The sequence below is a fragment of the Pseudomonas sp. B14(2017) genome (genome assembly GCF_002113255.1).
Lineage (GTDB): Bacteria > Pseudomonadota > Gammaproteobacteria > Pseudomonadales > Pseudomonadaceae > Aquipseudomonas > Aquipseudomonas putida_Z.
Map to the genome: position 1 here is coordinate 253,702 of NZ_NEJY01000001.1, position 21,920 is coordinate 275,621.

The window sequence follows — 21,920 nt, forward strand, 5'->3', positions numbered from 1 at the left end:
ACACCTTTGGGAGCGGGCAAGCCCGCGAAGGGCCGCAAAGCGGCCCCAATAAGAAACAGGCAACAAAGACCTGTAACTAACAAAAGGACGGACCACCTTGAGCACTGCCGGCAAATCGATCCTGATGGTCGACGACGACCAGGAAATCCGCGAACTGCTGCAAACCTACCTGAGCCGCTCCGGCTTCCAGGTGCATGCCGAAGCCGACGGCAAGGGCTTTCGCCGCGCGCTGGAGTCCACCCCCTGCGACCTGGTCATCCTTGATGTCATGCTGCCCGACGAAGACGGCTTCAGCCTGTGCCGCTGGGTACGCCAGCACCCGCGCCAGGCACGGGTACCGATCATCATGCTCACCGCCAGCTCCGACGAAACCGACCGGGTCATCGGCCTGGAGCTGGGCGCCGACGACTACCTGGGCAAGCCGTTCAGCCCCCGCGAACTGCAAGCGCGGATCAAGGCCCTGCTGCGTCGCGCCGAGTTTGGCCAGGCGGCGCCGAGCAGTGCGGTGCTGGCCTTCGACGACTGGCGCCTGGACACGGTCAGCCACCGCCTGTTCCATCGCGACGGTGAGGAGGTGATTCTCTCCGGCGCCGACTTCGCCCTGCTCAAGCTGTTCCTCGACCACCCACAGCAGATCCTCGACCGCGACACCATCGGCAACGCCACCCGTGGCCGCGAGCCGATGCCGCTTGACCGCATCGTCGACATGGCTGTCAGTCGCCTGCGCCAGCGCCTGCGCGATACCGACAAACCCCCCCGGCTGATCCGCACCGTACGCGGCAGCGGCTACCTGTTGGCTGCCCATGTCTGTAATGCGCCCTGAGCGGCGCTGGCGACTGCTGCCGCGCTCGCTACTGGGGCGCATGCTGCTGCTGACCTTGCTGGTAGTGCTGCTGGCCCAGGGGTTGTCGAGCATCATCTGGGTTGCCCAATTGCGCGCCAGCCAGTTGCAGGGCCTGCGTGCCAGCGCCAGCAGCCTGGCTCATTCGATGAGTGCCAGTGTCAGCTACTTCCGTTCGTTGCCGGTGGCCTACCGGCCGATGGTCCTCGACCAGCTGCGCAGCATGGGCGGCACGCGCTTTTTCGTGTCGCTCAACGCCAAGCCGCTGGACATGCCGCTACTGCCCGTTACCCCGCGCAAGCAGGCAGTGATCGATGTGTTCCAGCAAGTGCTGCATGAGCGCCTGGGTTCGCAGATGGAAATTTCCGTGGAGTTCGTCGGGCCGGACGACCTGCGTATCTTCAACAGCGGCCTGAAGCTCGACGAACTGCCACGCTCCTGGGCGCATTACTCGCTGACCCTGGAGCCACTCAACCCGCCGGTGCTGGTCACCCAGATCCGCCTGGGCGAGGGTGAGTGGCTGTACATCGCCTCGCTGCTGCCCGAGCCCTACACCAGCCTGGAGGCCGAGCGCCTGCCGCGTCAGCAGATCGGCTTCATCGTGCTGACCACGGCCTTGCTGCTGTTGTTCATCGGCTTGCTGGTGCACTGGCAAAGCTGGCCGCTCAAGCGCCTGGCGCGGGCTGCGCGGGAGATGTCGCTGGGCGCCGATGTGGCGCCGGTGGCCGAAGGTGGTGGCAGCGAGGTGGTCGAGGTGGGGCGTGCGTTCAACAGTATGCGCGAACGCATCAGCCGCTACCTGACCGAGCGCAGCCAGCTGTTCAGTGCCATTTCCCACGACCTGCGCACGCCAATCACCCGCTTGCGCCTGCGCGTCGAGCTGCTGGAGGACGAGCGCCTGCAGGCCAAGTTCAGCCAGGACCTGGACGAGCTGGAGCTGCTGGTCAAAGGCGCGTTGCAGTGCGTGAAGGACACCGACATCCACGAGAACATCGAGCCGGTCGATCTCAACCAGGTGCTGGAAATCCTGGCCGAGCCTTACCTGGGCGATGGCCGCATCACGCTCGAAGGCCGGGCGCTGGCGCCGTACCCGGGCAAGCCGCTGGCGCTGCGGCGCTGCATCGGCAACCTGATCGACAACGCCATCAAGTACGGCGAGCGGGCACGGTTGCGCATCATCGACAGTGCCGAGGGGTTCGTGCTGCAGGTGGATGACCAGGGGCCGGGGGTGCCGCAGCAGCAACTGGAACAGGTGTTCGAGCCGCACTTCCGTCTGGCCGGGCAGCAGCAGGGGTACGGGCTGGGGTTGGGGATTGCGCGCAACATTGCCCATAGCCATGGGGGGGAGGTGAGTTTGCTGAACCTGCGTGAGGGCGGGTTGCGGGTGACCTTGTATCTGCCGCGGGGCATGGACTGAAGGGTTGTATTGCCTGTACCGGCCCTATCGCCGGCAAGCCAGCTCCCACAGGTACAGCGCAAGCCTTGAGATTTTTGCGGGCCTTGTTGAAGCAACTGTCTTGTGTTGCCTGTCAGTGCCTCATCGCTGGCAAGCCAGGCTCCCACAGGTACAGCGCAAGCCTTGAGATTTTTGCGGGCCTTGTTGAAGCAACTGTCTTGTGTTGCCTGTCAGTGCCTCATCGCTGGCAAGCCAGGCTCCCACAGGTACAGCGCAAGCCTTGAGATTTTTGCGGGCCTTGTTGAAGCAACTGTCTTTTGTTGCCTGTCAGTGCCTCATCGCTGGCAAGCCAGGCTCCCACAGGTACAGCGCAAGCCTTGAGATTTTTGCGGGCCTTGTTGAAGCAACTGTCTTGTGTTGCCTGTCAGTGCCTCATCGCTGGCAAGCCAGGCTCCTACAGGGACTGCGCATGGCTTCAGGTCGATGCGGTCGAGGTGGGAGCTGGCTTGCCGGCGATAGGGCCATTGCGGGTCACACAAATGTAACTACCCGGTGACAAACCCACTGTCCTTCGTGACAACCCACCCAACCCCGCTGGCTAGAATTCGCAGACGACTGGCAAGGATCAAGCTGGCCCATGAGCACCTCCAACCTGGCTTCCACCCGCTGGCTCGACGCCCCGGCGCACACCGCCTGGCGCATGGCCGAAGGGCAGCGCCTGCTGGCCTTCGCCACGGCTTCGAAACTGCCCGATGGCTTCGGCAGCCTCGACGCAGCAGGCCTGCTTGCCCCCGGTGCCCGCGCCGAAACCCTGATCACCGCCCGCATGACCCACTGTTTCGCCCTGGCCCACCTGCAGGGCGTGCCCGGCTACCTGGCCTATGCCGAACACGGTGTGGCCGCCCTGCGTGGCGCGCTGCAGGATGCCACCTACGGCGGCTGGTTCGCCCACCCCGGTGGCCATGACGACAGCGGCAAGGCGGCTTACCTGCATGCCTTTGTCGCCCTGGCCGCCAGCTCGGCGGTGATGGCAGGTGCTGGCGGTGCACCAGCCCTGCTGGCAGACGCTGTGCAGGTGCTCGAAGCGCATTTCTGGAGCGAAGAGGAGGGTGCCCTGCGGGAAGCCTTCTCCCGTGCCTGGCAGTTGCCCGAGCAGTACCGTGGCGCCAACAGCAACATGCATGCGGTCGAGGCCTTCCTGGCCCTGGCAGACGTTACTGGCGACAGCCTGTGGCTGCAACGCGCCTTGCGCATCGCCGAACGCATCATCCATACCCATGCCGCCGCCAACGGCTACCGGGTCATCGAGCATTTCGACGCCCTCTGGCAGCCACTGCCGCACTACAACCAGGCGCACCCGGCCGACCACTTCCGGCCTTATGGTTCCACGCCCGGGCATGCCCTGGAGTGGGCGCGGTTACTGCTGCATCTGGAAGCCAGCCTGGAACGGGCCGGCCTGCATGCCCCGCAGTGGCTGCCAGACTGTGCCCGCGCATTATTCGATACAGCCTGCCAGCAGGCCTGGAACGTCGATGGCGCGCCCGGTTTCGTCTACACCCTGGACTGGGACGATCGCCCGGTGGTGCGCGCACGCCTGCACTGGGTGCATGCCGAAGCCTGCGCCGCCGCCGCGGCCCTGTTGCAGCGCACGGGCGAGGCGCACTACGAGCAGTGGTACCGCCGTTGCTGGGACTTCATCGCCAACCATTTCATTGACCATGGCGCTGGCAGCTGGCACCACGAGCTCGATGCGCACAACCAGACGGCCGCGACCATCTGGCCAGGCAAGCCCGACCTCTACCATGCCTACCAGGCGCTGCTGCTGCCAGGCTTGCCACTAGCACCCAGCCTGGCCAGCAGCTTGGCCGGCAATGTAACCAAACGATGACATTCACGCATCGCTTCGTTACCTGGCGAGGCGAGCACGCTGTTTAGACTTCATGCAACGCAAGCGATCGACTTGCACGGCATAACAACAAGAAAGGTGCTTCGATGAATTCCACGCTCCGTCTCGCTGCCGCAATCTCACTGGCCTCCTTGTTCCCGCTGAGTGCCTTGGCTGCCGATGCCAAAGGCAGTGTCGAGGTGGTGCACTGGTGGACCTCCGGTGGTGAAAAAGCGGCGGTCGATGTGCTCAAGGCCCAGGTCGAAAAAGATGGCTTCACCTGGAAGGACGGCGCCGTCGCCGGCGGTGGTGGTGCCACCGCCATGACCGTGCTCAAGAGCCGCGCCGTGGCCGGCAATCCGCCGGGTGTCGCGCAGATCAAGGGCCCGGACATCCAGGACTGGGCGGCCACCGGCCTGCTCGACGCCGATGTGCTCAAGGGCGTGGCCAAGGACGAAAAGTGGGACTCCCTGCTCGACAAGAAGGTCGCGGACACCGTGAAGTACGACGGTGACTATGTCGCCGTGCCGGTGAACATCCACCGCATCAACTGGCTGTGGATCAACCCCGACGTCTTCAAGAAGGCCGGTATCGACAGGGCGCCAGCCACCCTCGACGAATTCTACGCCGCCGCCGACAAGCTCAAGGCCGCCGGCTTCATCCCGCTCGCCCATGGCGGCCAGCCGTGGCAGGACAGCACCGTGTTCGAAAGCGTGGTGCTGGCGGTGATGGGGGCCGATGGCTACAAGAAGGCCCTGGTCGACCTCGACAGCGCGGCCCTGACCGGCCCGCAGATGGTCAAGGCGCTGACCGAACTGAAGAAGGTCGCCACCTACATGGACCCGGACGGCAAAGGCCAGGACTGGAACCTGGAAGCGGCCAAGGTCATCAACGGCAAGGCCGGCATGCAGATCATGGGCGACTGGGCCAAGAGCGAATGGACCCTGGCGAAGAAAACCGCCGGCAAGGACTACCAGTGCGTGCCATTCCCCGGTACCGACAAGGCGTTCCTGTACAACATCGACTCGCTGGTGGTGTTCAAGCAGAACGACGCCGGCACGTCTGCCGGCCAGCAGGATATTGCCCGCAAGGTGCTGGGCGAGGACTTCCAGAAGGTCTTCAGCAGCAACAAGGGGTCGATCCCGGTGCGCAACGACATGCTGGCCGACATGGGCAAGTATGGCTTCGACGCCTGCGCGCAAACCTCCGCCAAGGACTTCCTGGCCGATGCCAAAAATGGCGGCCTGCAGCCGAGCATGGCGCACAACATGGCCACCACGCTGGCCGTGCAGGGCGCGTTCTTCGATGTGGTGACCAACTACATCAACGACCCCAAGGCCGACCCGGCCGATGCGGCGAAGAAGCTGGCGGCGGCGATCCAGGCTGCCCAGTAAAACGCTGACGGCCCTATCGCCGGCAAGCCGGCTCCCACAGGATTTTCATTGCCTTTGAAAATTGTGGGTTACCTGTGGGAGCTGGCTTGCCGGCGATAGGGCCAGTACCGACAACACAAAAGGCAGTGCCCCACACTGCCTGGGCTTTGGGTACCAAATCATGACCACAGCAACCGCCCAACTGCGGGCCTCACCCCTGGACGCGCTACAGCTCTGGCTGCCCAAGTTGGTGCTGGCCCCGAGCATGTTCATCGTCCTGGTGGGCTTCTACGGCTACATCCTCTGGACCTTCGTCCTGTCCTTCACCACCTCGACCTTCCTGCCGACCTACAAATGGGCCGGCCTGGCGCAGTACGCCCGGCTGTTCGACAACGACCGCTGGTGGGTGGCAAGCAAGAACCTGCTGCTGTTCGGCGGCCTGTTCATCGCCATCAGCCTGGTCATCGGCGTAGTGCTGGCAGTCTTGCTGGACCAGCGCATCCGTCGCGAAGGTTTCATCCGCACCATCTACCTCTACCCCATGGCGCTGTCGATGATCGTCACCGGCACCGCCTGGAAGTGGCTGCTCAACCCGGGCATGGGCCTGGACAAGCTGCTGCGTGACTGGGGTTGGGAGGGCTTTCGCCTGGACTGGCTGATCGATCCCGACCGGGTGGTGTACTGCCTGGTGATCGCCGCCGTGTGGCAGGCCTCGGGCTTCATCATGGCAATGTTCCTCGCCGGCCTGCGTGGCGTCGACCCGTCGATCATCCGCGCCGCGCAGATCGACGGCGCCAGCCTGCCGCGCATCTATTGGCGCGTGGTACTGCCCAGCCTGCGCCCGGTGTTCTTCAGCTCGCTGATGATCCTCGCGCACATTGCCATCAAGAGCTTCGACCTGGTGGCGGCCATGACTGCCGGCGGCCCTGGCTACTCGTCCGACCTGCCTGCGATGTTCATGTATTCGTTCACCTTCAGCCGCGGCCAGATGGGCATGGGCTCGGCCAGCGCGATCCTGATGCTCGGGGCGATCCTGGCGATCCTCGTGCCTTACCTGTACTCGGAGCTGCGGAGCAAACGCCATGCATAGCCCTCTCGACAAAGCGGTGCTTAGCCCGAGCCGCATCGCCATCCACGCGGTGCTGTTGCTGGCGGTGCTGCTGTACCTGGTGCCGCTGGTGGTGATGCTGCTGACCAGCTTCAAGACCCCGGAAGACATCAGCACCGGCAACCTGCTGAGCTGGCCGGCGGCAATTACCGGCATCGGCTGGGTCAAGGCCTGGAGCACGGTCAGCGGTTACTTCTGGAACTCGATCATGATCACCGTGCCAGCGGTGCTCATCTCCACCGCCATCGGCGCGCTGAACGGCTATGTGCTGTCGATGTGGCGCTTCCGCGGTTCGCAGCTGTTCTTCGGCCTGCTGCTGTTCGGCTGCTTCCTGCCGTTCCAGACCGTACTGCTGCCGGCCTCGTTCACCCTCGGCAAGCTCGGCCTGGCCAGCACCACCACCGGCCTGGTGCTGGTGCACGTGGTCTACGGCCTGGCCTTCACCACGCTGTTCTTCCGCAACTTCTACGTGAGCATCCCCGATGCGCTGGTCAAGGCTGCGCGCCTGGACGGTGCCGGGTTCTTCACCATCTTCCGCCGCATCATCCTGCCGATGTCCACGCCGATCATCATGGTCTGCCTGATCTGGCAGTTCACCCAGATCTGGAACGACTTCCTGTTCGGCGTGGTGTTCTCCAGCGGCGATTCGCAACCAATTACCGTGGCCCTGAACAACCTGGTCAATACCAGCACCGGGGCCAAGGAATACAACGTCGACATGGCGGCGGCGATGATCGCCGGCCTGCCAACCCTGCTGGTCTACGTGGTGGCAGGCAAATATTTCGTCCGCGGGCTGACTGCTGGCGCGGTAAAGGGGTAAGTCATGGCAACGCTCGAACTTCGCAATGTGAACAAGACCTACGGCAGCGGCCTGCCGGACACCCTCAAGGACATCCAGCTGTCGATCAAGGATGGCGAGTTCCTGATCCTGGTCGGCCCGTCGGGTTGCGGCAAGTCGACCTTGATGAACTGCATCGCCGGGCTGGAGCAGATCACCGGCGGCGCGATACTCATCGACCAGCAGGACGTCAGCGGCATGAGCCCCAAGGACCGCGACATCGCCATGGTGTTCCAGTCCTACGCGCTGTACCCGACCATGAGCGTGCGCGAGAACATCGAGTTCGGCCTGAAGATCCGCAAGCTGCCCCAGGCCGCGATTGACGAGGAAGTGGCGCGGGTGGCCAAGCTGTTGCAGATCGAGCACCTGCTGGCGCGCAAGCCGGCGCAGCTGTCCGGTGGCCAGCAGCAGCGCGTGGCCATGGGCCGGGCGCTGGCGCGGCGGCCGAAGATCTACCTGTTCGATGAACCGCTGTCCAACCTCGATGCCAAGCTGCGCGTCGAGATGCGTACCGAAATGAAACTGATGCACCAGCGGCTGAAGACCACCACCGTGTACGTCACCCATGACCAGATCGAGGCCATGACCCTGGGCGACAAGGTGGCGGTGATGAAGGACGGCATCATCCAGCAGTTCGGCACCCCGCAGCAGATCTACAACGATCCGGCCAACCAGTTCGTCGCCAGCTTCATTGGTTCGCCGCCGATGAACTTCATCCCGGTGCGCCTCACGCAACAGGACGGGCGCCTGCTGGCCGTGCTCGACAGCGGCCAGGCGCGTTGCGAACTGCCCCTGGGGGTAGCCGCTGACGAGCTGGATGGCCGCGAGATCATCCTGGGCATCCGCCCCGAGCAGATTGCCCTGGGTGCAGCCGAGGGCAATGGCCTGCCCGGCATTCGCGCCGAGGTGCAGGTGACCGAGCCCACCGGGCCAGACCTGCTGGTGTTCGTCACCCTCAACCAGACCAAGGTCTGCTGCCGCCTGGCGCCGGATGTGGCGTGCCGGGTCGGCGACAGCCTGAACCTGCAATTCGACCCGGCCCGGGTGCTGTTGTTCGACGCCGCCAGCGGCGAGCGCCTGCACCTTGCCACTACTGCCGCAACCATGAAAGACAATGTGGCGCACTTCAAAGGCCGATAACTCGTCTACACCGTCAATAAGAACAAAGAGGACGCAAAGGGATGGAACAGCGCAAACGCATCAGGACATTAGGTTCGCTCGCCTTGCTCGCACCGCTGGCGATGGCCGCTGGCAGCGGCGCGCAGGCTGCCGAGGCTTTTTCCAGCGAATCGAAGTGGATGACCGGCGACTGGGGCGGCACCCGCACCGAGCTGCTGGAAAAGGGCTATGACTTCACCCTCGATTATGTCGGTGAGGTTGCCGGTAACCTGCACGGTGGTTACAACGACGACAAGACCGCGCGCTATAGCGACCAGTTCGCCCTGGGCGCGCACCTGGACCTGCAAAAAATCTTTGGCTGGCATGACGCCGAGTTCAAACTGGCGATCACCGAGCGCAGCGGCCGCAACCTGTCCAACGACCGCATCAGCGATCCGCGCGCCGGGCAGTTCAGCTCGGTGCAGGAGGTGTGGGGCCGCGGCCAGACCTGGCGCCTGACCCAGATGTGGGTCAAGCAGAAGTACTTCGACGGCGCACTGGACGTGAAATTTGGCCGCTTCGGCGAGGGCGAGGACTTCAACAGCTTCCCCTGCGACTTCCAGAACCTGGCCTTCTGCGGCTCGCAGGTGGGCAACTGGGTCGGCGGCATCTGGTACAACTGGCCGGTCAGCCAGTGGGCGCTGCGGGTGAAATACAACATCACCCCGGAATTCTTCGTCCAGGTCGGCGCCTTCGAGCAGAACCCTTCCAACCTGGAAACCGGCAACGGCTTCAAACTCAGTGGCAGCGGCACCAAGGGCGCGATCCTGCCGGTGGAAGCGGTGTGGTCACCCAAGGTCAACGGCCTGCCGGGCGAGTACCGCCTGGGTTACTACTACAGCACGGCCAAGGCCGACGATGTGTTCGATGACGTCAACGGCAACCCGCAGGCGCTGACGGGCGAAGCCTTCAAGTCGCACTCCAGCAAGCATGGCTGGTGGGTGGTGGCGCAGCAGCAGGTCACCGCCCATGGTGGCGACATCAACCGTGGCCTGAGCCTGTTCGCCAACTTCACCGTGCACGACAAGGCCACCAACGTGGTCGACAACTACCAGCAGCTGGGGTTGGTCTACAAAGGCGCATTCGACGCCCGGCCCAAGGACGATATCGGCTTCGGCGTGGCGCGCATTCATGTCAATGACGACGTGAAGAAGCGCGCCGAACTGCTCAACGCCCAGAGCGGCATCAGCGATTACGACAACCCAGGCTTCGTGCCGCTGCAGCGTACCGAGTACAACGCCGAGCTCTACTACGGCTTCCACGTCACCAACTGGCTGACCGTGCGGCCCAACCTGCAGTACATCAAGAGCCCCGGCGGGGTGGATGAGGTGGACAACGCGCTGGTCGCGGGTTTGAAGATTCAGTCGTCATTCTGAGAGCAATTGTTGTAAATTTACGCCAATCCACTTCGGTACCCGGCAGCCACTGGCCTTCAGTGGTTGTCGGGGATAGGCCGAGACAGCGCTATCTCAAACAACAAGAGCTCTGAACCATGCCCGAACATCCGCTCCATCGCTTCTTTACCTCGCAGCGGCCCCGGCCGACATTCGAGTGGGAGCGTTACCAGCAGCGCGATGTGCTGATCATCGACCATCCCCGTTGCCAGGCGGTGTTCAGCCGCCAGGGAGCGCAACTGCTGCATTTTCAACCAGCGGGTGAACGGCCCTGGCTGTGGTGCGCCGAGCAGTGGCCGCAGGTGGGGGCGATCCGCGGTGGTGTGCCGGTGTGCTGGCCATGGTATGGCCGCCACCCCAGCGAGGACTTGTGGCCGGCCCATGGCTGGGCGCGCCTGCTCGACTGGAAGCTGGTGGACAGCCGCGAGGACGAGGAGGGGGTAACCCTGAAATGGCGGCTGGACCTGTGCGACTGGCAGGTCGACCTGCATGCCCGGCTGGGTAGCCGCATGGAGCTGAGCCTGAGCACCGAGCACCAGGACAGCGAACCCTGCCAGCTGAGCCATGCCCTGCTGGCCTACTGGCGCATCAGTGACGTGTCCGAGATAGCGCTGTCCGGGCTGGAGGATATAGAAGGCTACGACCGCCTGAACCGCCAGGCCTGCCGTGAGGATGGCGCGCTGAAGCTCAAGGGCGGCTGCCAGAAGGTCTACCCCGGCACGCCGCGGGTGCAACTGCAGGACCCGGCCTGGCAGCGCGAGCTGTGCATCGATACCGGTGACAGCGACGACACGGTGGTCTGGCACCCGGGCAACCGCCCGCTGATGGGCGTGACCGGGCGTGAATGCCAGCGCTTCGTCTGTGTCGAGGCCGCCAGCGGCAGTGGCGAGGGCCTGAGCCTGGCGCCGGGGCAGCGTGCCCACCTGCGCCTGCAGGCACACCGGCTCAGTTGAGCTCGTCGTCCTCGATCGGGTAGCGGCTGGCGTTGAGGCTTTCCTTGATCTTGCGCAGGTGCGGCTGGAAGTCCACGCCGCGCCGCAGGGTCATGCCGGTGGCCAGCACATCGAGCACGGTCAGCTGGATGATCCGCGAGGTCATCGGCATGTAGATGTCGGTGTCTTCCGGCAGCGGAATGTGAAGGCTCAGGCTGCAGGCATTGGCCAGTGGCGAACCGGCAGCGGTCAGGCCCAGCACCGAGGCGCCGTTTTCCCGGGCCAGGCGGGCCACCTCGACCAGTTCGCGGGTGCGCCCGGTGTAGGAGATGATCACGAACAGGTCGCCGGTGTGTGCCACCGAGGCCAGCATGCGCTGCATCAGCACATCGGCGTGGGCCGATACTGCCAGGTTGAAGCGGAAGAACTTGTGCTGGGCGTCCAGCGCCACCGGGGCCGAGGCGCCCAGGCCAAAGAAGTGGATCTGCCGGGCCTGGATCATCATGTCCACGGCACGGCTGACCTGCTGCGGGTCAAGCTGCTGGCAGGCGCTGTCGAGCGAGGCGATGGCACTGGCGAAGATCTTCTGGGTGTAGGCGGCCGGGTCGTCGTCAGCCTCCACCGCGCGGCTGACGTAGGCGGCGCCGCTGGCCAGGCTCTGCGCCAGCTGCAGCTTGAGCTCGGGGTAGCCGCTGACGCCGAACGAGCGGCAGAAGCGGTTGACGGTCGGTTCGCTGACCTTGGCCGCCTGGGCCAGCGCAGCGATGCTGAAACGGGTGGCTTGTTGCGGGTTGAGCAGGATGACTTCGGCGACTTTGCGTTCGGCCTTGTTCAGCTCGTCGAGGCGGCCCTGGATCTGTTCCAGGAGGTTTCGCACGCGGTCCATGGGGTGTGTCCTTGGGTCGGGAAGACAGCCGGCTGTGGGAGCAGCAGGCTTTTTGCACGGTCGTCTATCGTACTGTCGGCGCGGTTGACGTACCACTTGTCTGTAACACTTGTGTGTAATGTTGTGGTTTTTACTACATTATCCCTTGAAAACCGTATGTGAAAGCGGTATTCCTAGACCAACTTTAGGAAAGAACCAACATCATGGCTGCGATCAGTGTCGAACCTTGCACCTTTGCCCTGTTTGGCGCCCTCGGCGACCTGGCATTGCGCAAGCTGTTTCCTGCGCTCTACCAGCTCGACCGGGCCAACCTGTTGCACCCGGAAACCCGCCTGCTGGCGCTGGCCCGCGAGGCCGGTAGTGCGCAGGGCCACCTGGACAGTATCGAAGCGCACCTGCGCCGGCATGTGCCCGAGGCCGATATCGAGCCCGCCGCGCTGGGCCGTTTCCTCGCCAGGCTGAGCTACCAGCACCTGGACTTCCTCCAGCCCGAGGGCTACCAGGCCCTGGCCGAGCAGTTGCCGGGCAAGCTGCCGCTGATCGCCTACTTCGCCACCGCTGCGGCGGTGTACGGGGCCATCTGCGAAAACCTCGACAAGGCCGGGCTGGCCGAACGCACCCGGGTGGTGCTGGAGAAGCCCATTGGCCACGACCTGGAGTCGTCGCGCCGGGTCAATGATGCCGTGGCGCGGTTCTTCCCAGAGAGCCGGGTCTACCGCATCGACCACTACCTGGGCAAGGAAACGGTGCAGAACCTGATCGCCCTGCGTTTCGCCAACAGCCTGTTCGAAACCCAGTGGAACCAGAATTCCATCTCCCATGTGGAGATCACCGTCGCCGAGAAGGTCGGTATCGAAGGCCGCTGGGGCTACTTCGACAAGGCCGGCCAGCTGCGCGACATGATCCAGAACCACCTGCTGCAGCTGCTGTGCCTGATCGCCATGGACCCGCCCAGCGAACTGTCGGCCGATGCCATCCGTGACGAGAAGGTCAAGGTACTCAAGGCCCTGGCACCGATCACCGGTGAAGGGCTGAGCACCCGTGTGGTGCGCGGCCAGTACATCGCCGGCTACAGCGATGGCAAGCCGGTGCCTGGTTACCTGGAAGAAGACAACGCCAACGCCCAGAGCGACACCGAAACCTTCGTCGCCCTGCGTGCCGACATCCGCAACTGGCGCTGGTCGGGGGTGCCGTTCTACCTGCGTACCGGCAAGCGCATGCCGCAGAAGCTGTCGCAGATCGTCATCCACTTCAAGGAAACGCCGCACTACATCTTCGCCCCGGAACAGCGATTGCAGATCGGTAACAAGCTGATCATCCGCCTGCAACCGGACGAAGGCATCTCTTTACGGGTGATGACCAAGGAGCAGGGCCTGGACAAAGGCATGCAACTGCGCAGCGGCCCGTTGCAGCTGAATTTCTCCGATACCTGGCGCAGTGCACGGATTCCGGATGCATACGAGCGGCTGTTGCTCGAAGTGATGCGCGGTAACCAGAACCTGTTCGTGCGCAAGGACGAAATCGAGTATGCGTGGAAGTGGTGCGACCAGCTGATCGCCGGCTGGCGTAACGCGGGCGATGCGCCCAAGCCATACGCGGCAGGCTCTTGGGGGCCGATGAGCTCGATTGCACTGATCACACGCGATGGGAGGGCGTGGTATGGGGATATCTGAACTGAAACTGCCAGCGGCTGTGAAGGTACACGAGCTGGCGGATGCCAAAGCTCTGGCCGCAACCCAGGCCCATGACGTGGCCGAGCGCCTGCGTGCGGCCATTGCCGCCAAGGGCCAGGCCTGCGTGGTGCTGTCCGGTGGCCGCAGCCCGGTGCCGTTCCTCGAGCAGCTGGCCAGCGAAAACCTCGACTGGGCCAAGGTCACCGTCAGCCTGGCCGATGAGCGCTGGGTGCCGGTGGAGCACGCCGACAGCAACGCCGGCCTGCTGGCCCGCCACCTGTTCAAGGGCGCGGCGGCCAAGGCCCGCTTCGTTGGCCTTTACCAGCAGGCGGAGAACCTCGATGCCGCCGCGGGCAAGGCCGATCAGGCCCTGGCCGAGCTGCCGCCGATCGACGTACTGGTGCTGGGCATGGGGGATGATGGCCATACCGCTTCGCTGTTCCCTGCCAGTCCCAACCTGGAGGCAGGCCTCGACCTGGCCAACCCACGCCGCTGCCTGCCCTTGCTGGCACCGAGCGTGCCGCACCAGCGCCTGTCGATGACCCGCTCGCTGCTGGCCAGCTCCGCCTTTACCGCGCTGTCCGTACAAGGGCAGGGCAAACTCGCTACCCTGCGCGCCGCGCTGGCTGGCAACGACCTTACCGAAATGCCGATTCGCGCTTTTCTTCACGCCCCCCTGGACATCTACTGGTGCCCATGAGCCAAGGATCCACAGTCATGACCACCCTCGAACGCCCACAGCCCAAGCTCTCGATGGCCGACAAAGCCGCACGGATCGACGCCATTTGCGAAAAGGCGCGCATCCTGCCGGTGATCACCATCGCCCGTGAGGAAGACATCCTGCCGCTGGCTGACGCCCTGGCCGCCGGCGGTATCCGTACCCTGGAAGTGACCTTGCGCTCGCAATATGGCCTGAAGGCCATCCAGGTGTTGCGCGAGCAGCGCCCGGAGCTTTGTGTCGGCGCCGGCACCGTGCTCGATCGCGGTATGTTCGCCGCCGTTGAAGCTGCGGGTGCGCAATTCGTCGTTACCCCAGGCATTACCCAGGACATTCTCGAAGCCGGTGTGGACAGCGAGATCCCGCTGCTGCCAGGCATCAGCACACCGTCCGAAATCATGATGGGCTACGCCCTGGGCTACCGCCGCTTCAAGCTGTTCCCGGCGGAGATCAGCGGCGGCGTGGCGGCGATCAAGGCCTTTGGCGGCCCGTTCGGCGATATTCGTTTCTGCCCTACGGGCGGTGTGAACCCGGCCAACGTGCGCAATTACATGGCGCTGCCCAATGTGATGTGCGTGGGTGGTACCTGGATGCTCGACAGCAGCTGGATCAAGAACGGCGACTGGGCGCGGATCGAAGCGTGCAGTGCGGAAGCGATGGCGCTGCTGGACGCCAACTGAATTTGTTGTGTGCTTTACGGCTTGTGGGGCGCTTGGTCGGCGCCCCTTTTTTTTGCCTGGAGATCTTGCAGCGCCTGTACCGGCCCTTTCGCGGGCTTGCCCGCTCCCACAGGATTGCGCCGCTCTCGGGAGCTGTGCAGTACCTGTGGGAGCGGGCAAGCCCGCGAAGAGGCCGGCACAGGCCAACAAAAAAGCCCGCATCAAACGATGCGGGCTTTCTCATTCATTGCGGTACGGCTCAGGCCGCCTTGGCTTCCTGCAGGCTCAGCGAGCGGTTCAGCGCGCTGAACAGTGCCTTGAAGCTGGCCGTGGTGATGTTTTCATCGATACCCACACCATGCACCGGGCGGCCACCGGCCACGCGCAGTTCGATATAGGCCGCGGCCTTGGCATTGGTACCGGCGCCAATGGCATGCTCGTTGTAGTCCATGATCTCCACGGCAATCGGCAGGCCGGCCACCAGTGCTTCCAGCGCGCCGTTGCCCTTGCCGCGCCAGTGCAGGGTGGTTTCGCCTTCACCGGCAACTTCCACTTCCACGGCGCTGTGGCCGTTCTCTTCCTGCAGGCGGTGGCTGACCAGCGCGTACGGGGCGTTGGCCTGGAGGTATTCCTTGTGCAGCAGGCTGTAGATCTGCTGGGCAGTCATTTCCAGGCCCAGGCGGTCGGTTTCACCCTGTACTACCTGGCTGAACTCGATCTGCATGCGGCGCGGCAGGCTGATGCCGTATTCCTGCTCGAGCAGGTAGGTGATGCCGCCTTTGCCCGACTGGCTGTTGACGCGGATTACCGCCTCGTAGCTGCGGCCGATGTCGGCCGGGTCGATCGGCAAGTAAGGCACTTCCCACAGCTCGCCTTCCTGCTGCTTGGCGAAGCCCTTGCGGATGGCATCCTGGTGCGAGCCGGAGAACGCGGTGTGGACCAGGTCGCCCACGTACGGGTGGCGCGGGTGCACCGGCAGCTGGTTGCACTCTTCGACCACCTTGCGCACGCCATCGATGTCGGAGAAGTCCAGCAGCGGGTCGATACCCTGGGTGTAGAGGTTCAACGCCAGGGTCACCAGGTCGACGTTACCGGTACGCTCGCCGTTGCCGAACAGGCAGCCTTCGGCGCGATCGGCACCGGCCATCAGGCCCAGTTCGGTGGCGGCAATGCCGGTGCCACGGTCGTTGTGGCAGTGCAGGCTGATGATCACGCTGTCGCGACGGCTGACATTACGGCAGAACCATTCGATCTGGTCGGCGTAGATGTTCGGGGTGGACACTTCCACGGTGGCCGGCAGGTTGAGGATGATCTTGTGCTCGGGGGTAGGGTTCCACACCTCGATGACCGCGTCGCAGACTTCCTTGGCGAACTCCATCTCGGTGGCGCTGAAGGTTTCCGGCGAGTACTGGAAGGTCCACTGGGTTTCCGGCTGCTGGGCGGCGTACTTGACGAACAGCTTGGCCGCGTTCACCGCGATGTCCTTCACGCCTTGCTTGTCCTGGTTGAAGACGATGCGCCGGAACGACGGGCTGGTGGCGTTGTACAGGTGGACGATGGCCTTCTTCGCCCCGCGCAGCGACTCGAAGGTGCGGGCGATGAGGTCTTCACGGGCCTGGGTGAGCACCTGGATGGTGGTGTCGTCCGGGATGTGGCCGTCTTCGATCAGCATGCGCACGAAGTCGAAATCGGTCTGCGAAGCGGACGGGAACGAGGCTTCGATTTCCTTCACGCCAACCTGCACCAGGGTCTTCCAGAAGCGCAGTTTCTTCTCCGAATCCATCGGCTCGATCAGCGACTGGTTGCCATCACGCAGGTCGGAGCTGCACCAGATTGGCGCGGCGGTTATGGTCTTCGACGGCCAGGTACGGTCAGGCAGGTCGATGGTCGGGAAAGCGCGGTATTTCTTCGAAGGGTCTTTGAGCATGGTCATGGAAGCAATCCTTTTGTGTGCGGCCGAGATCGGGCCTGCCGAGCGATAACGAGATGAAAGGCGAGGCGACGCGATTCAGCCTGGTAGTCGGGCGCTGACCAGGCAGAGGCTGCGATGTTGTCGGAGCAGGATGAGGGTGCTGAAGGTTTTCATGCCTTCAACCCTAACCAGTGGGGTGGGGGATGGCAAGCGTTCAGGAAAAATTGAGAGGAATGCTTAAAAAAAGCTGAAAGGCGAGATTTTATCGCTGTAATTTTCTGAGTGCTTCTCGATTTTTGCGCAGTATTTTTCGATGGCGCAACACCTTGGAAGCGAGTTGACCTGCTCTGGCCTAATCGCCGGCAAGCCAGCTCCCACAGGATTACCACAGGCCTCGAATCCTGCGCGGGACCTGTAGGAGCTGGCTTGCCGGCGATGCGGACGCCGCGATCTCAGGGCTGGAACGCGCCAATGAAAATCGCCGGATCCACCCGCGCATCGTTCAGGCTGACGTTCCAGTGCATGTGCGGCCCGGTAGCCCGCCCGGTCGAGCCCACACGCCCCACCACCTCGCCCCGGCGCAACTGCTGCCCCACCTGCACATCGATCTTCGACATATGGCAGAACATGCTGATAAAGCCCTGCCCGTGGTCGACGAACACCGTACGGCCATTGAAGAAGTAATCGCCCACCAGAATCACCTTGCCATTGGCCGGGGTCTTGATCGGCGTGCCGGCCGGCACCGCGAAGTCCAGCCCGGCATGCGGGTTGCGTTCTTCGCCATTGAAGAAACGGCGCACGCCGAATTTGCTCGACAGCGGGCCACTGACCGGCTTGTCGAGGATCAGGTTGCTCGGCAGGGTCGGGCTGAAGCTGCGATAGGCCTTGATCTGCTCGGCCAGCTCACGGTCGATGCGCTTGAGGTCGGCCGGGTTCGGGTTGACCTGGCGGGTGTTCTTCAGGGTGATGCGCTGCTCGGGGTATTTCTTGCTACCGACCGTGAAGGGCAGGGTACGGCCGCCCTGGCTCAGCACCGCGGTGCCGGGCTTCTGGGTCAGCGGGATGCCAACGATGGCCAGCCAGTTGTCCTGTTCTTTCACCACCAGCACCGGCTTGCCGTCGAAGCGGGCGCTGGGCGCGCTGGCGGCGGGGCCGAGGGCGACCACCGCCACGCCGCCGGGTACCGGCTTGTTCAGCGTGCGGGTGATGTAGCTGGCCTGGGCGCCGCCGGCCAGCAGCAGGAGGGAAAGGGCAAGCAGGGGCGCGAGCAGGCGGGGCATGTGTCAGTCCAGAAGTGAGAGGGTGACCGGGGTCAGGTGGTTGTCTTCGACCCGCACCAACAGCTCGCCTTCGTTCAGGCGGGCGGTCAGGCGCTGGCCATTGCGGGTCTGTTCGGCGCTGCGGATGGCCTGGCCCTGTTCGTCCAGCAGGATGCTGTAGCCGCGGGCGAGGGTGGCCAGCGGGCTGACCACCTGCAGCGTCTGCAACTGGGCCTGGAAGCGCTGGCGGCGGTCCTTGAGCACCTCGCGCATGGCCCGTGGCAGGCGCTCGGCCAGGCTGTCCAGGCGTTGGCCCAGCAGTTTCAGGGTGCGCCCCGGGTGCTGCGCGGCGAGGCGGGTATCCAGGCGTGCCAGGCGTTCGTGGCGCTGGTTGAGGTTGAGCATGAACGCGCGGCGCAAGCGCATGTCCAGGTCGTCCAGGCGTTGGGCCTGCTGGCGCAGGCGCTCGCCCGGGTGGCGCAGGCGCCGGGTCAGCGACTCCAGGCGCAGGCGGTCGTGGGTCAGGCGGTTCTGCATGCGCAACAGCAGGCGCCGTTGCAGGCCATCCAGGCGTTGCTGCAGGCCACTGTTGTCGGGGGCCAGCAGCTCGGCAGCGGCAGAGGGTGTGGGCGCGCGCACGTCGGCGACAAAGTCGCTGATCGAGACATCGGTCTCATGGCCCACGGCGCTGACAATCGGCGTGACACAAGCGGCCACGGCCCGCGCCACGGCTTCTTCGTTGAAGCACCACAGGTCTTCCAGCGAGCCGCCGCCCCGGGCCAGGATCAGCGCATCGAACCCCAGGCTATCGGCCAGGCGGATCGCGCGCACGATCTGTGCAATGGCTTCGCGGCCCTGCACTGCGGTGGGGATCAGGTTCAGCTCCACCTGCGGGGCGCGGCGACCGAACACACTGATGATGTCGCGGATCACTGCACCGGTGGGCGAGGTAATGATGCCGATGCGCTGCGGGTGGGCTGGCAGCGGCTGCTTGCGTTCGGCGCTGAACAGCCCCTCGGCACCGAGCTTTTCCTTCAGTGCTTCGAAGGCCAGGCGCAGGGCGCCATCACCGGCCGGCTCGACGGTGTCGAGAATCAGCTGATAGTCGCCACGCCCTTCGAACAGCGAAACCTTGCCGCGTACCCGCACCGCCAGGCCGTCGCGCAGGGCCTGGCGCACCCGCGTGGCGTTCTGCCGGAACAGCGCGCAACGCACCTGTGCGCCGCTGTCCTTGAGGGTGAAGTACATGTGGCCGGACGCCGGGCGAGCGAGGTTGGAAATCTCGCCTTCCACCCACACGCTGCGGAACACGTCTTCCAGCAGCACGCGGGCGCGGCCGTTGAGTTGGCTGACGGTAAGGACCTCGCGGTCCAGGCCGAGTCGTTCGAAAGGGTCTCTGATCATGGCGGGCATCATAAAGGACATCGGACCCGGTTGTCTGTCCCGGCCCTATCGCCGGCACGCCGGCTCCCACAGGTATCGCGCTGGCTTGGGCCTCATGCTGTCCCTGTGGGAGCCGGCTTGCCGGCGATGGGGCCTTTCAGGCCTGCATCGCCGTCACGAACTGGCGCACCATCGAACCTGCATCCCGCCTGCAAGCCATCGCCACAGTACTCTCACACCCCCCCTCCAGCGCCACGAAGCTGACTGAGGCTGGCGCAATCTCACGCATGCATTCCGGCAACAACGCCACCCCAAACCCCGCCTGTATCAGCTGCAACTGGGTGGTCTTGCGCGACAGCACCTGCGCCGCGCGCGGGAAAAAGCCTGCCTCCATGCACATCGAGGCCGACAGGTAGCTCAGCCCGCCACGGTCCCGGTGCGGAATGGAAATGAAGCGCTCTTCCCGCAGTTGTTCCAGTTTCACCTGTGGCGCGCTGGCCAAGGGATGCGCGGCGGCGACCGCCAGCAGCAGGGGTTCGCTGAACAGTTCATGCAGCACCACCCCTTCATGCTGGCGCAGCACCGGCAAGCGCAGCAGGCCGATATCCAACCGCCCGGCAGCGATATCCTCCAGTTGAGCCTCCGACGACTGCTGGGCAATTTCCAGCGAAACCCCTGGGTTGTCGCGCAAGTAGCCGCCCAGGCGAGCCAGCAACGAGCCGGTCAGCGGTACGGTACTGGAGTGGTTCAGGCGCAGGCTGCCCTGCAACCCTTCGCCAATATCGCGGGTAACCCTCTCGGCCTGCGCCAGGTCGGCCAGCAAGCGCCGCGCCCGTTCCAGGAAGGCCTGGCCAGCCAGTGTCAGTCGCGGCAGGCGCGCGGTGCGCTCGAACAGCGGCGTGCCCAGTTGCTGCTCCAGTTCCTTGATCTGCCGGCTCAGCGCCGACTGGGCGATGTACAGCCGCTCGGCGGCAGCGCTGAAGCTGCCGCATTCGGCGATTTCCACGAAGTAACGCAATTGGCGGATCGACGTCATGTCATGCCTTTTCGAGATGAGTGTGGCGACAAAGGCATATTAGTCGGCATGGCTCATGGCTGGCTAACCTTTGCCTGTCTTCCCAGGAACTGCTGCCATGCTCGCCCAACTGTCGTTTTCCGGCCTTGACTGGCTGCCCATCCTGCTTGGTGTCGGCGCTGCCTACATCGTCTTCGGCATCGCCGGTTTCGGCACCGCGCTGGTGGCCGGCCCAGTGCTGATCCACTTCATGCCGCTGTCGCGGATCATTCCGCTGCTGGTGCTGCTGGATTTCGTCGCCGCCTTCGGCAACCTGCTGCCCTCACGCCGCGATGTCGTGCGCGGCGAACTGCTGCGGCTGCTGCCGTTCATGGCCATTGGCTGCACGCTGGGCGTGGTATTCCTGCTACTGCTGAAGTCCGACCTGTTGCTGCTGCTGATGGGCCTGTTCGTCACGGCCTATGCCCTGTACGGGCTGGCGGTGAAGGTGCGGCCGGCCAGTTTGTCGGGTTTCTGGGCAATGCCGATGGGCACGGCAGGCGGGCTGTTCGGTGCCTTGTTCGGCAGCGGCGGCTTCCTTTATGCCCTGTACCTGAGCGCGCGGCTGGAGGTGAAGGAGCAGGTGCGCGCTACCCAGAGCGCGCTGATCAGTTGCAGTACGGTGGTGCGCCTGACGCTGTTCCTGATCGCAGGCGTCTATGCCGACCAGAACCTGCTGCTGCTCGCGGCCTGCCTGTTGCCGGTCATGCTCGTCGGCCTCTGGGTAGGGCGCAGGCTCACCCACCGGCTGTCCCGCGAAGCTTTCGTGCGCCTGGTCACCTGGCTGGTGCTGGCCAGCGGCCTGGCGCTGATCGGTCGCTACCTGAGCGCCTGAGCAGGCGGTAGAATTGCGCCAATACCGCAGTTTTTCAGGCTTGTCCCGTTCATGAACACCCAGAGCATCATCGTTCCCAAGCTGTCTACCGTCCCGGTGCACGAAGCCCGGGCCCGCGCCATCCTGCGCTGGCTGGTGCGCGAGAAAGTCGTCGAGGAACAGCTGACCACCTGTGGCCGCACCGGCAACCGCATGGGCCATGCCCTGGCCGAAGGTGCCCGCAAAGTGGCCCTGCACCCGCAGAAACTGCCCTTCGGCGAGCAGGTCAACGGCCTGGAGGTGATGCTCAAGCGCTGCATCTATACCCCTACCGAAGGTTTCCTCGAAGAGGCCGGTTGCCCCGAGTGCCGGCGCGAGGTGGGTGAGCCGCTGTTCGAAAGCCTGGAAGAATGGATGCCGGCGGTGAGCGACAACTTCACCTGCCCGTTGTGCGGCTTCGAAGATGACATCAATGGCTTCATTTACCTGCAGCCATGTGCCTTTTCCAACCTGGGGTTCATCTTCAACAACTGGGGCGAGGCCGGGTTCACCCAGGCCTTTCTCGACAGCTTCGCCGACTGGCTCGACCAGCCGGTGACCGTGGTACAGGTAAAACTGCCACAAGGCTGACCGAAGG

General features: G+C 64.4%; 19 protein-coding genes. 14 read left to right on the plus strand and 5 right to left on the minus strand.

Annotation, left to right across the window (positions count from 1 at the left end; all coding sequences use genetic code 11):
• Positions 1-97 precede the first annotated feature (97 nt).
• From gltR to CAG34_RS01245, 9 genes are all read left to right on the plus strand, one after another.
• Positions 98-823: a two-component system response regulator GltR gene (gene gltR, locus CAG34_RS01205; protein ID WP_085587523.1), complete on the plus strand. Its 726-nt coding sequence runs from the start codon at positions 98-100 to the stop codon at positions 821-823.
• Entirely contained in the window at positions 804-2,258 is a 1,455-nt protein-coding gene (locus CAG34_RS01210; protein WP_085587525.1) for an ATP-binding protein, read from the plus strand. The genes gltR and CAG34_RS01210 overlap by 20 nt, the downstream gene beginning before the upstream one ends.
• Before the next feature lie 616 nt (positions 2,259-2,874).
• Positions 2,875-4,125 carry an AGE family epimerase/isomerase gene (locus CAG34_RS01215; RefSeq protein WP_085587527.1) on the plus strand — a complete coding sequence of 417 codons (1,251 nt, stop codon included), beginning with the start codon at positions 2,875-2,877 and terminating at the stop codon, positions 4,123-4,125.
• A 104-nt stretch (positions 4,126-4,229) separates the two neighbouring features.
• On the plus strand, positions 4,230-5,516 hold the full coding sequence (locus CAG34_RS01220; RefSeq protein ID WP_085587529.1) for an ABC transporter substrate-binding protein: 1,287 nt from the start codon (positions 4,230-4,232) through the stop codon (positions 5,514-5,516).
• A 160-nt stretch (positions 5,517-5,676) separates the two neighbouring features.
• Entirely contained in the window at positions 5,677-6,585 is a 909-nt protein-coding gene (locus tag CAG34_RS01225) for a carbohydrate ABC transporter permease (protein WP_085587531.1), read from the plus strand.
• Positions 6,578-7,423 carry a carbohydrate ABC transporter permease gene (locus tag CAG34_RS01230; RefSeq protein ID WP_085587533.1) on the plus strand — a complete coding sequence of 282 codons (846 nt, stop codon included), beginning with the start codon at positions 6,578-6,580 and terminating at the stop codon, positions 7,421-7,423. The genes CAG34_RS01225 and CAG34_RS01230 overlap by 8 nt, the downstream gene beginning before the upstream one ends.
• A gap of 3 nt (positions 7,424-7,426) precedes the next feature.
• Complete coding sequence (locus CAG34_RS01235; protein WP_085587535.1) at positions 7,427-8,581, plus strand: ABC transporter ATP-binding protein; 1,155 nt, start codon at positions 7,427-7,429, stop codon at positions 8,579-8,581.
• A 101-nt stretch (positions 8,582-8,682) separates the two neighbouring features.
• Positions 8,683-9,975: a carbohydrate porin gene (locus CAG34_RS01240; RefSeq protein ID WP_256573502.1), complete on the plus strand. Its 1,293-nt coding sequence runs from the start codon at positions 8,683-8,685 to the stop codon at positions 9,973-9,975.
• A gap of 116 nt (positions 9,976-10,091) precedes the next feature.
• A complete protein-coding gene (locus CAG34_RS01245) occupies positions 10,092-10,946 on the plus strand; it encodes a D-hexose-6-phosphate mutarotase (RefSeq protein WP_013971129.1) in 855 nt (284 codons plus the stop codon).
• On the opposite strand, the gene hexR is transcribed toward CAG34_RS01245, so the two are convergent.
• Positions 10,939-11,802 carry a DNA-binding transcriptional regulator HexR gene (gene hexR, locus CAG34_RS01250; protein ID WP_169774905.1) on the minus strand — a complete coding sequence of 288 codons (864 nt, stop codon included), beginning with the start codon at positions 11,800-11,802 and terminating at the stop codon, positions 10,939-10,941. The two genes, CAG34_RS01245 and hexR, sit on opposite strands and share 8 nt — an antisense overlap.
• A 212-nt stretch (positions 11,803-12,014) precedes the next feature.
• On the opposite strand from hexR, the gene zwf reads away from it, so the two are divergent.
• The 3 genes from zwf to CAG34_RS01265 are packed head-to-tail and all read left to right on the plus strand — an operon-like array spanning position 12,015 to position 14,882.
• Positions 12,015-13,484, plus strand: coding sequence for a glucose-6-phosphate dehydrogenase (gene zwf / locus CAG34_RS01255; protein WP_085587539.1), 1,470 nt, complete (start codon positions 12,015-12,017; stop codon positions 13,482-13,484).
• Positions 13,471-14,184, plus strand: coding sequence for a 6-phosphogluconolactonase (gene pgl / locus CAG34_RS01260; RefSeq protein WP_085587541.1), 714 nt, complete (start codon positions 13,471-13,473; stop codon positions 14,182-14,184). The genes zwf and pgl overlap by 14 nt, the downstream gene beginning before the upstream one ends.
• Before the next feature lie 17 nt (positions 14,185-14,201).
• Complete coding sequence (locus CAG34_RS01265) at positions 14,202-14,882, plus strand: bifunctional 4-hydroxy-2-oxoglutarate aldolase/2-dehydro-3-deoxy-phosphogluconate aldolase (protein ID WP_025337874.1); 681 nt, start codon at positions 14,202-14,204, stop codon at positions 14,880-14,882.
• A 238-nt stretch (positions 14,883-15,120) separates the two neighbouring features.
• On the opposite strand, the gene leuA is transcribed toward CAG34_RS01265, so the two are convergent.
• From leuA to CAG34_RS01290, 4 genes are all read right to left on the minus strand, one after another.
• A complete protein-coding gene (leuA, locus tag CAG34_RS01275) occupies positions 15,121-16,794 on the minus strand; it encodes a 2-isopropylmalate synthase (protein ID WP_085587545.1) in 1,674 nt (557 codons plus the stop codon).
• Between the two features lie 431 nt (positions 16,795-17,225).
• Positions 17,226-18,053: a M23 family metallopeptidase gene (locus tag CAG34_RS01280; RefSeq protein WP_085587547.1), complete on the minus strand. Its 828-nt coding sequence runs from the start codon at positions 18,051-18,053 to the stop codon at positions 17,226-17,228.
• 3 nt (positions 18,054-18,056) lie between these two features.
• On the minus strand, positions 18,057-19,436 hold the full coding sequence (gene xseA, locus CAG34_RS01285) for an exodeoxyribonuclease VII large subunit (RefSeq protein WP_061303230.1): 1,380 nt from the start codon (positions 19,434-19,436) through the stop codon (positions 18,057-18,059).
• Positions 19,437-19,572: 136 nt separating this feature from the next.
• Positions 19,573-20,451: a LysR family transcriptional regulator gene (locus CAG34_RS01290; RefSeq protein ID WP_085587549.1), complete on the minus strand. Its 879-nt coding sequence runs from the start codon at positions 20,449-20,451 to the stop codon at positions 19,573-19,575.
• 97 nt (positions 20,452-20,548) lie between these two features.
• Here CAG34_RS01290 and CAG34_RS01295 point away from each other — a divergent pair, with 97 nt between their 5' ends.
• Entirely contained in the window at positions 20,549-21,304 is a 756-nt protein-coding gene (locus tag CAG34_RS01295; protein WP_085587551.1) for a sulfite exporter TauE/SafE family protein, read from the plus strand.
• Positions 21,305-21,355: 51 nt separating this feature from the next.
• Positions 21,356-21,913 (plus strand): sugar ABC transporter ATPase, encoded by a 558-nt coding sequence (locus CAG34_RS01300; RefSeq protein WP_075043909.1) that lies wholly within the window; start codon positions 21,356-21,358, stop codon positions 21,911-21,913.
• Positions 21,914-21,920: the final 7 nt, after the last annotated feature.

Coding starts and splice junctions, on each gene's coding strand:
- CAG34_RS01210 (WP_085587525.1), top strand. CDS start 804: ATGTCTGTAATGCGCCCTGAGCGGCGCTGGCGACTGCTGCCGCGCTCG.
- CAG34_RS01215 (WP_085587527.1), top strand. CDS start 2,875: ATGAGCACCTCCAACCTGGCTTCCACCCGCTGGCTCGACGCCCCGGCG.
- CAG34_RS01220 (WP_085587529.1), top strand. CDS start 4,230: ATGAATTCCACGCTCCGTCTCGCTGCCGCAATCTCACTGGCCTCCTTG.
- CAG34_RS01225 (WP_085587531.1), top strand. CDS start 5,677: ATGACCACAGCAACCGCCCAACTGCGGGCCTCACCCCTGGACGCGCTA.
- CAG34_RS01230 (WP_085587533.1), top strand. CDS start 6,578: ATGCATAGCCCTCTCGACAAAGCGGTGCTTAGCCCGAGCCGCATCGCC.
- CAG34_RS01235 (WP_085587535.1), top strand. CDS start 7,427: ATGGCAACGCTCGAACTTCGCAATGTGAACAAGACCTACGGCAGCGGC.
- CAG34_RS01240 (WP_256573502.1), top strand. CDS start 8,683: ATGGCCGCTGGCAGCGGCGCGCAGGCTGCCGAGGCTTTTTCCAGCGAA.
- CAG34_RS01245 (WP_013971129.1), top strand. CDS start 10,092: ATGCCCGAACATCCGCTCCATCGCTTCTTTACCTCGCAGCGGCCCCGG.
- zwf (WP_085587539.1), top strand. CDS start 12,015: ATGGCTGCGATCAGTGTCGAACCTTGCACCTTTGCCCTGTTTGGCGCC.
- pgl (WP_085587541.1), top strand. CDS start 13,471: ATGGGGATATCTGAACTGAAACTGCCAGCGGCTGTGAAGGTACACGAG.
- CAG34_RS01265 (WP_025337874.1), top strand. CDS start 14,202: ATGACCACCCTCGAACGCCCACAGCCCAAGCTCTCGATGGCCGACAAA.
- leuA (WP_085587545.1), bottom strand. CDS start 16,794: ATGACCATGCTCAAAGACCCTTCGAAGAAATACCGCGCTTTCCCGACC.
- CAG34_RS01280 (WP_085587547.1), bottom strand. CDS start 18,053: ATGCCCCGCCTGCTCGCGCCCCTGCTTGCCCTTTCCCTCCTGCTGCTG.
- xseA (WP_061303230.1), bottom strand. CDS start 19,436: ATGATCAGAGACCCTTTCGAACGACTCGGCCTGGACCGCGAGGTCCTT.
- CAG34_RS01290 (WP_085587549.1), bottom strand. CDS start 20,451: ATGACGTCGATCCGCCAATTGCGTTACTTCGTGGAAATCGCCGAATGC.
- CAG34_RS01295 (WP_085587551.1), top strand. CDS start 20,549: ATGCTCGCCCAACTGTCGTTTTCCGGCCTTGACTGGCTGCCCATCCTG.
- CAG34_RS01300 (WP_075043909.1), top strand. CDS start 21,356: ATGAACACCCAGAGCATCATCGTTCCCAAGCTGTCTACCGTCCCGGTG.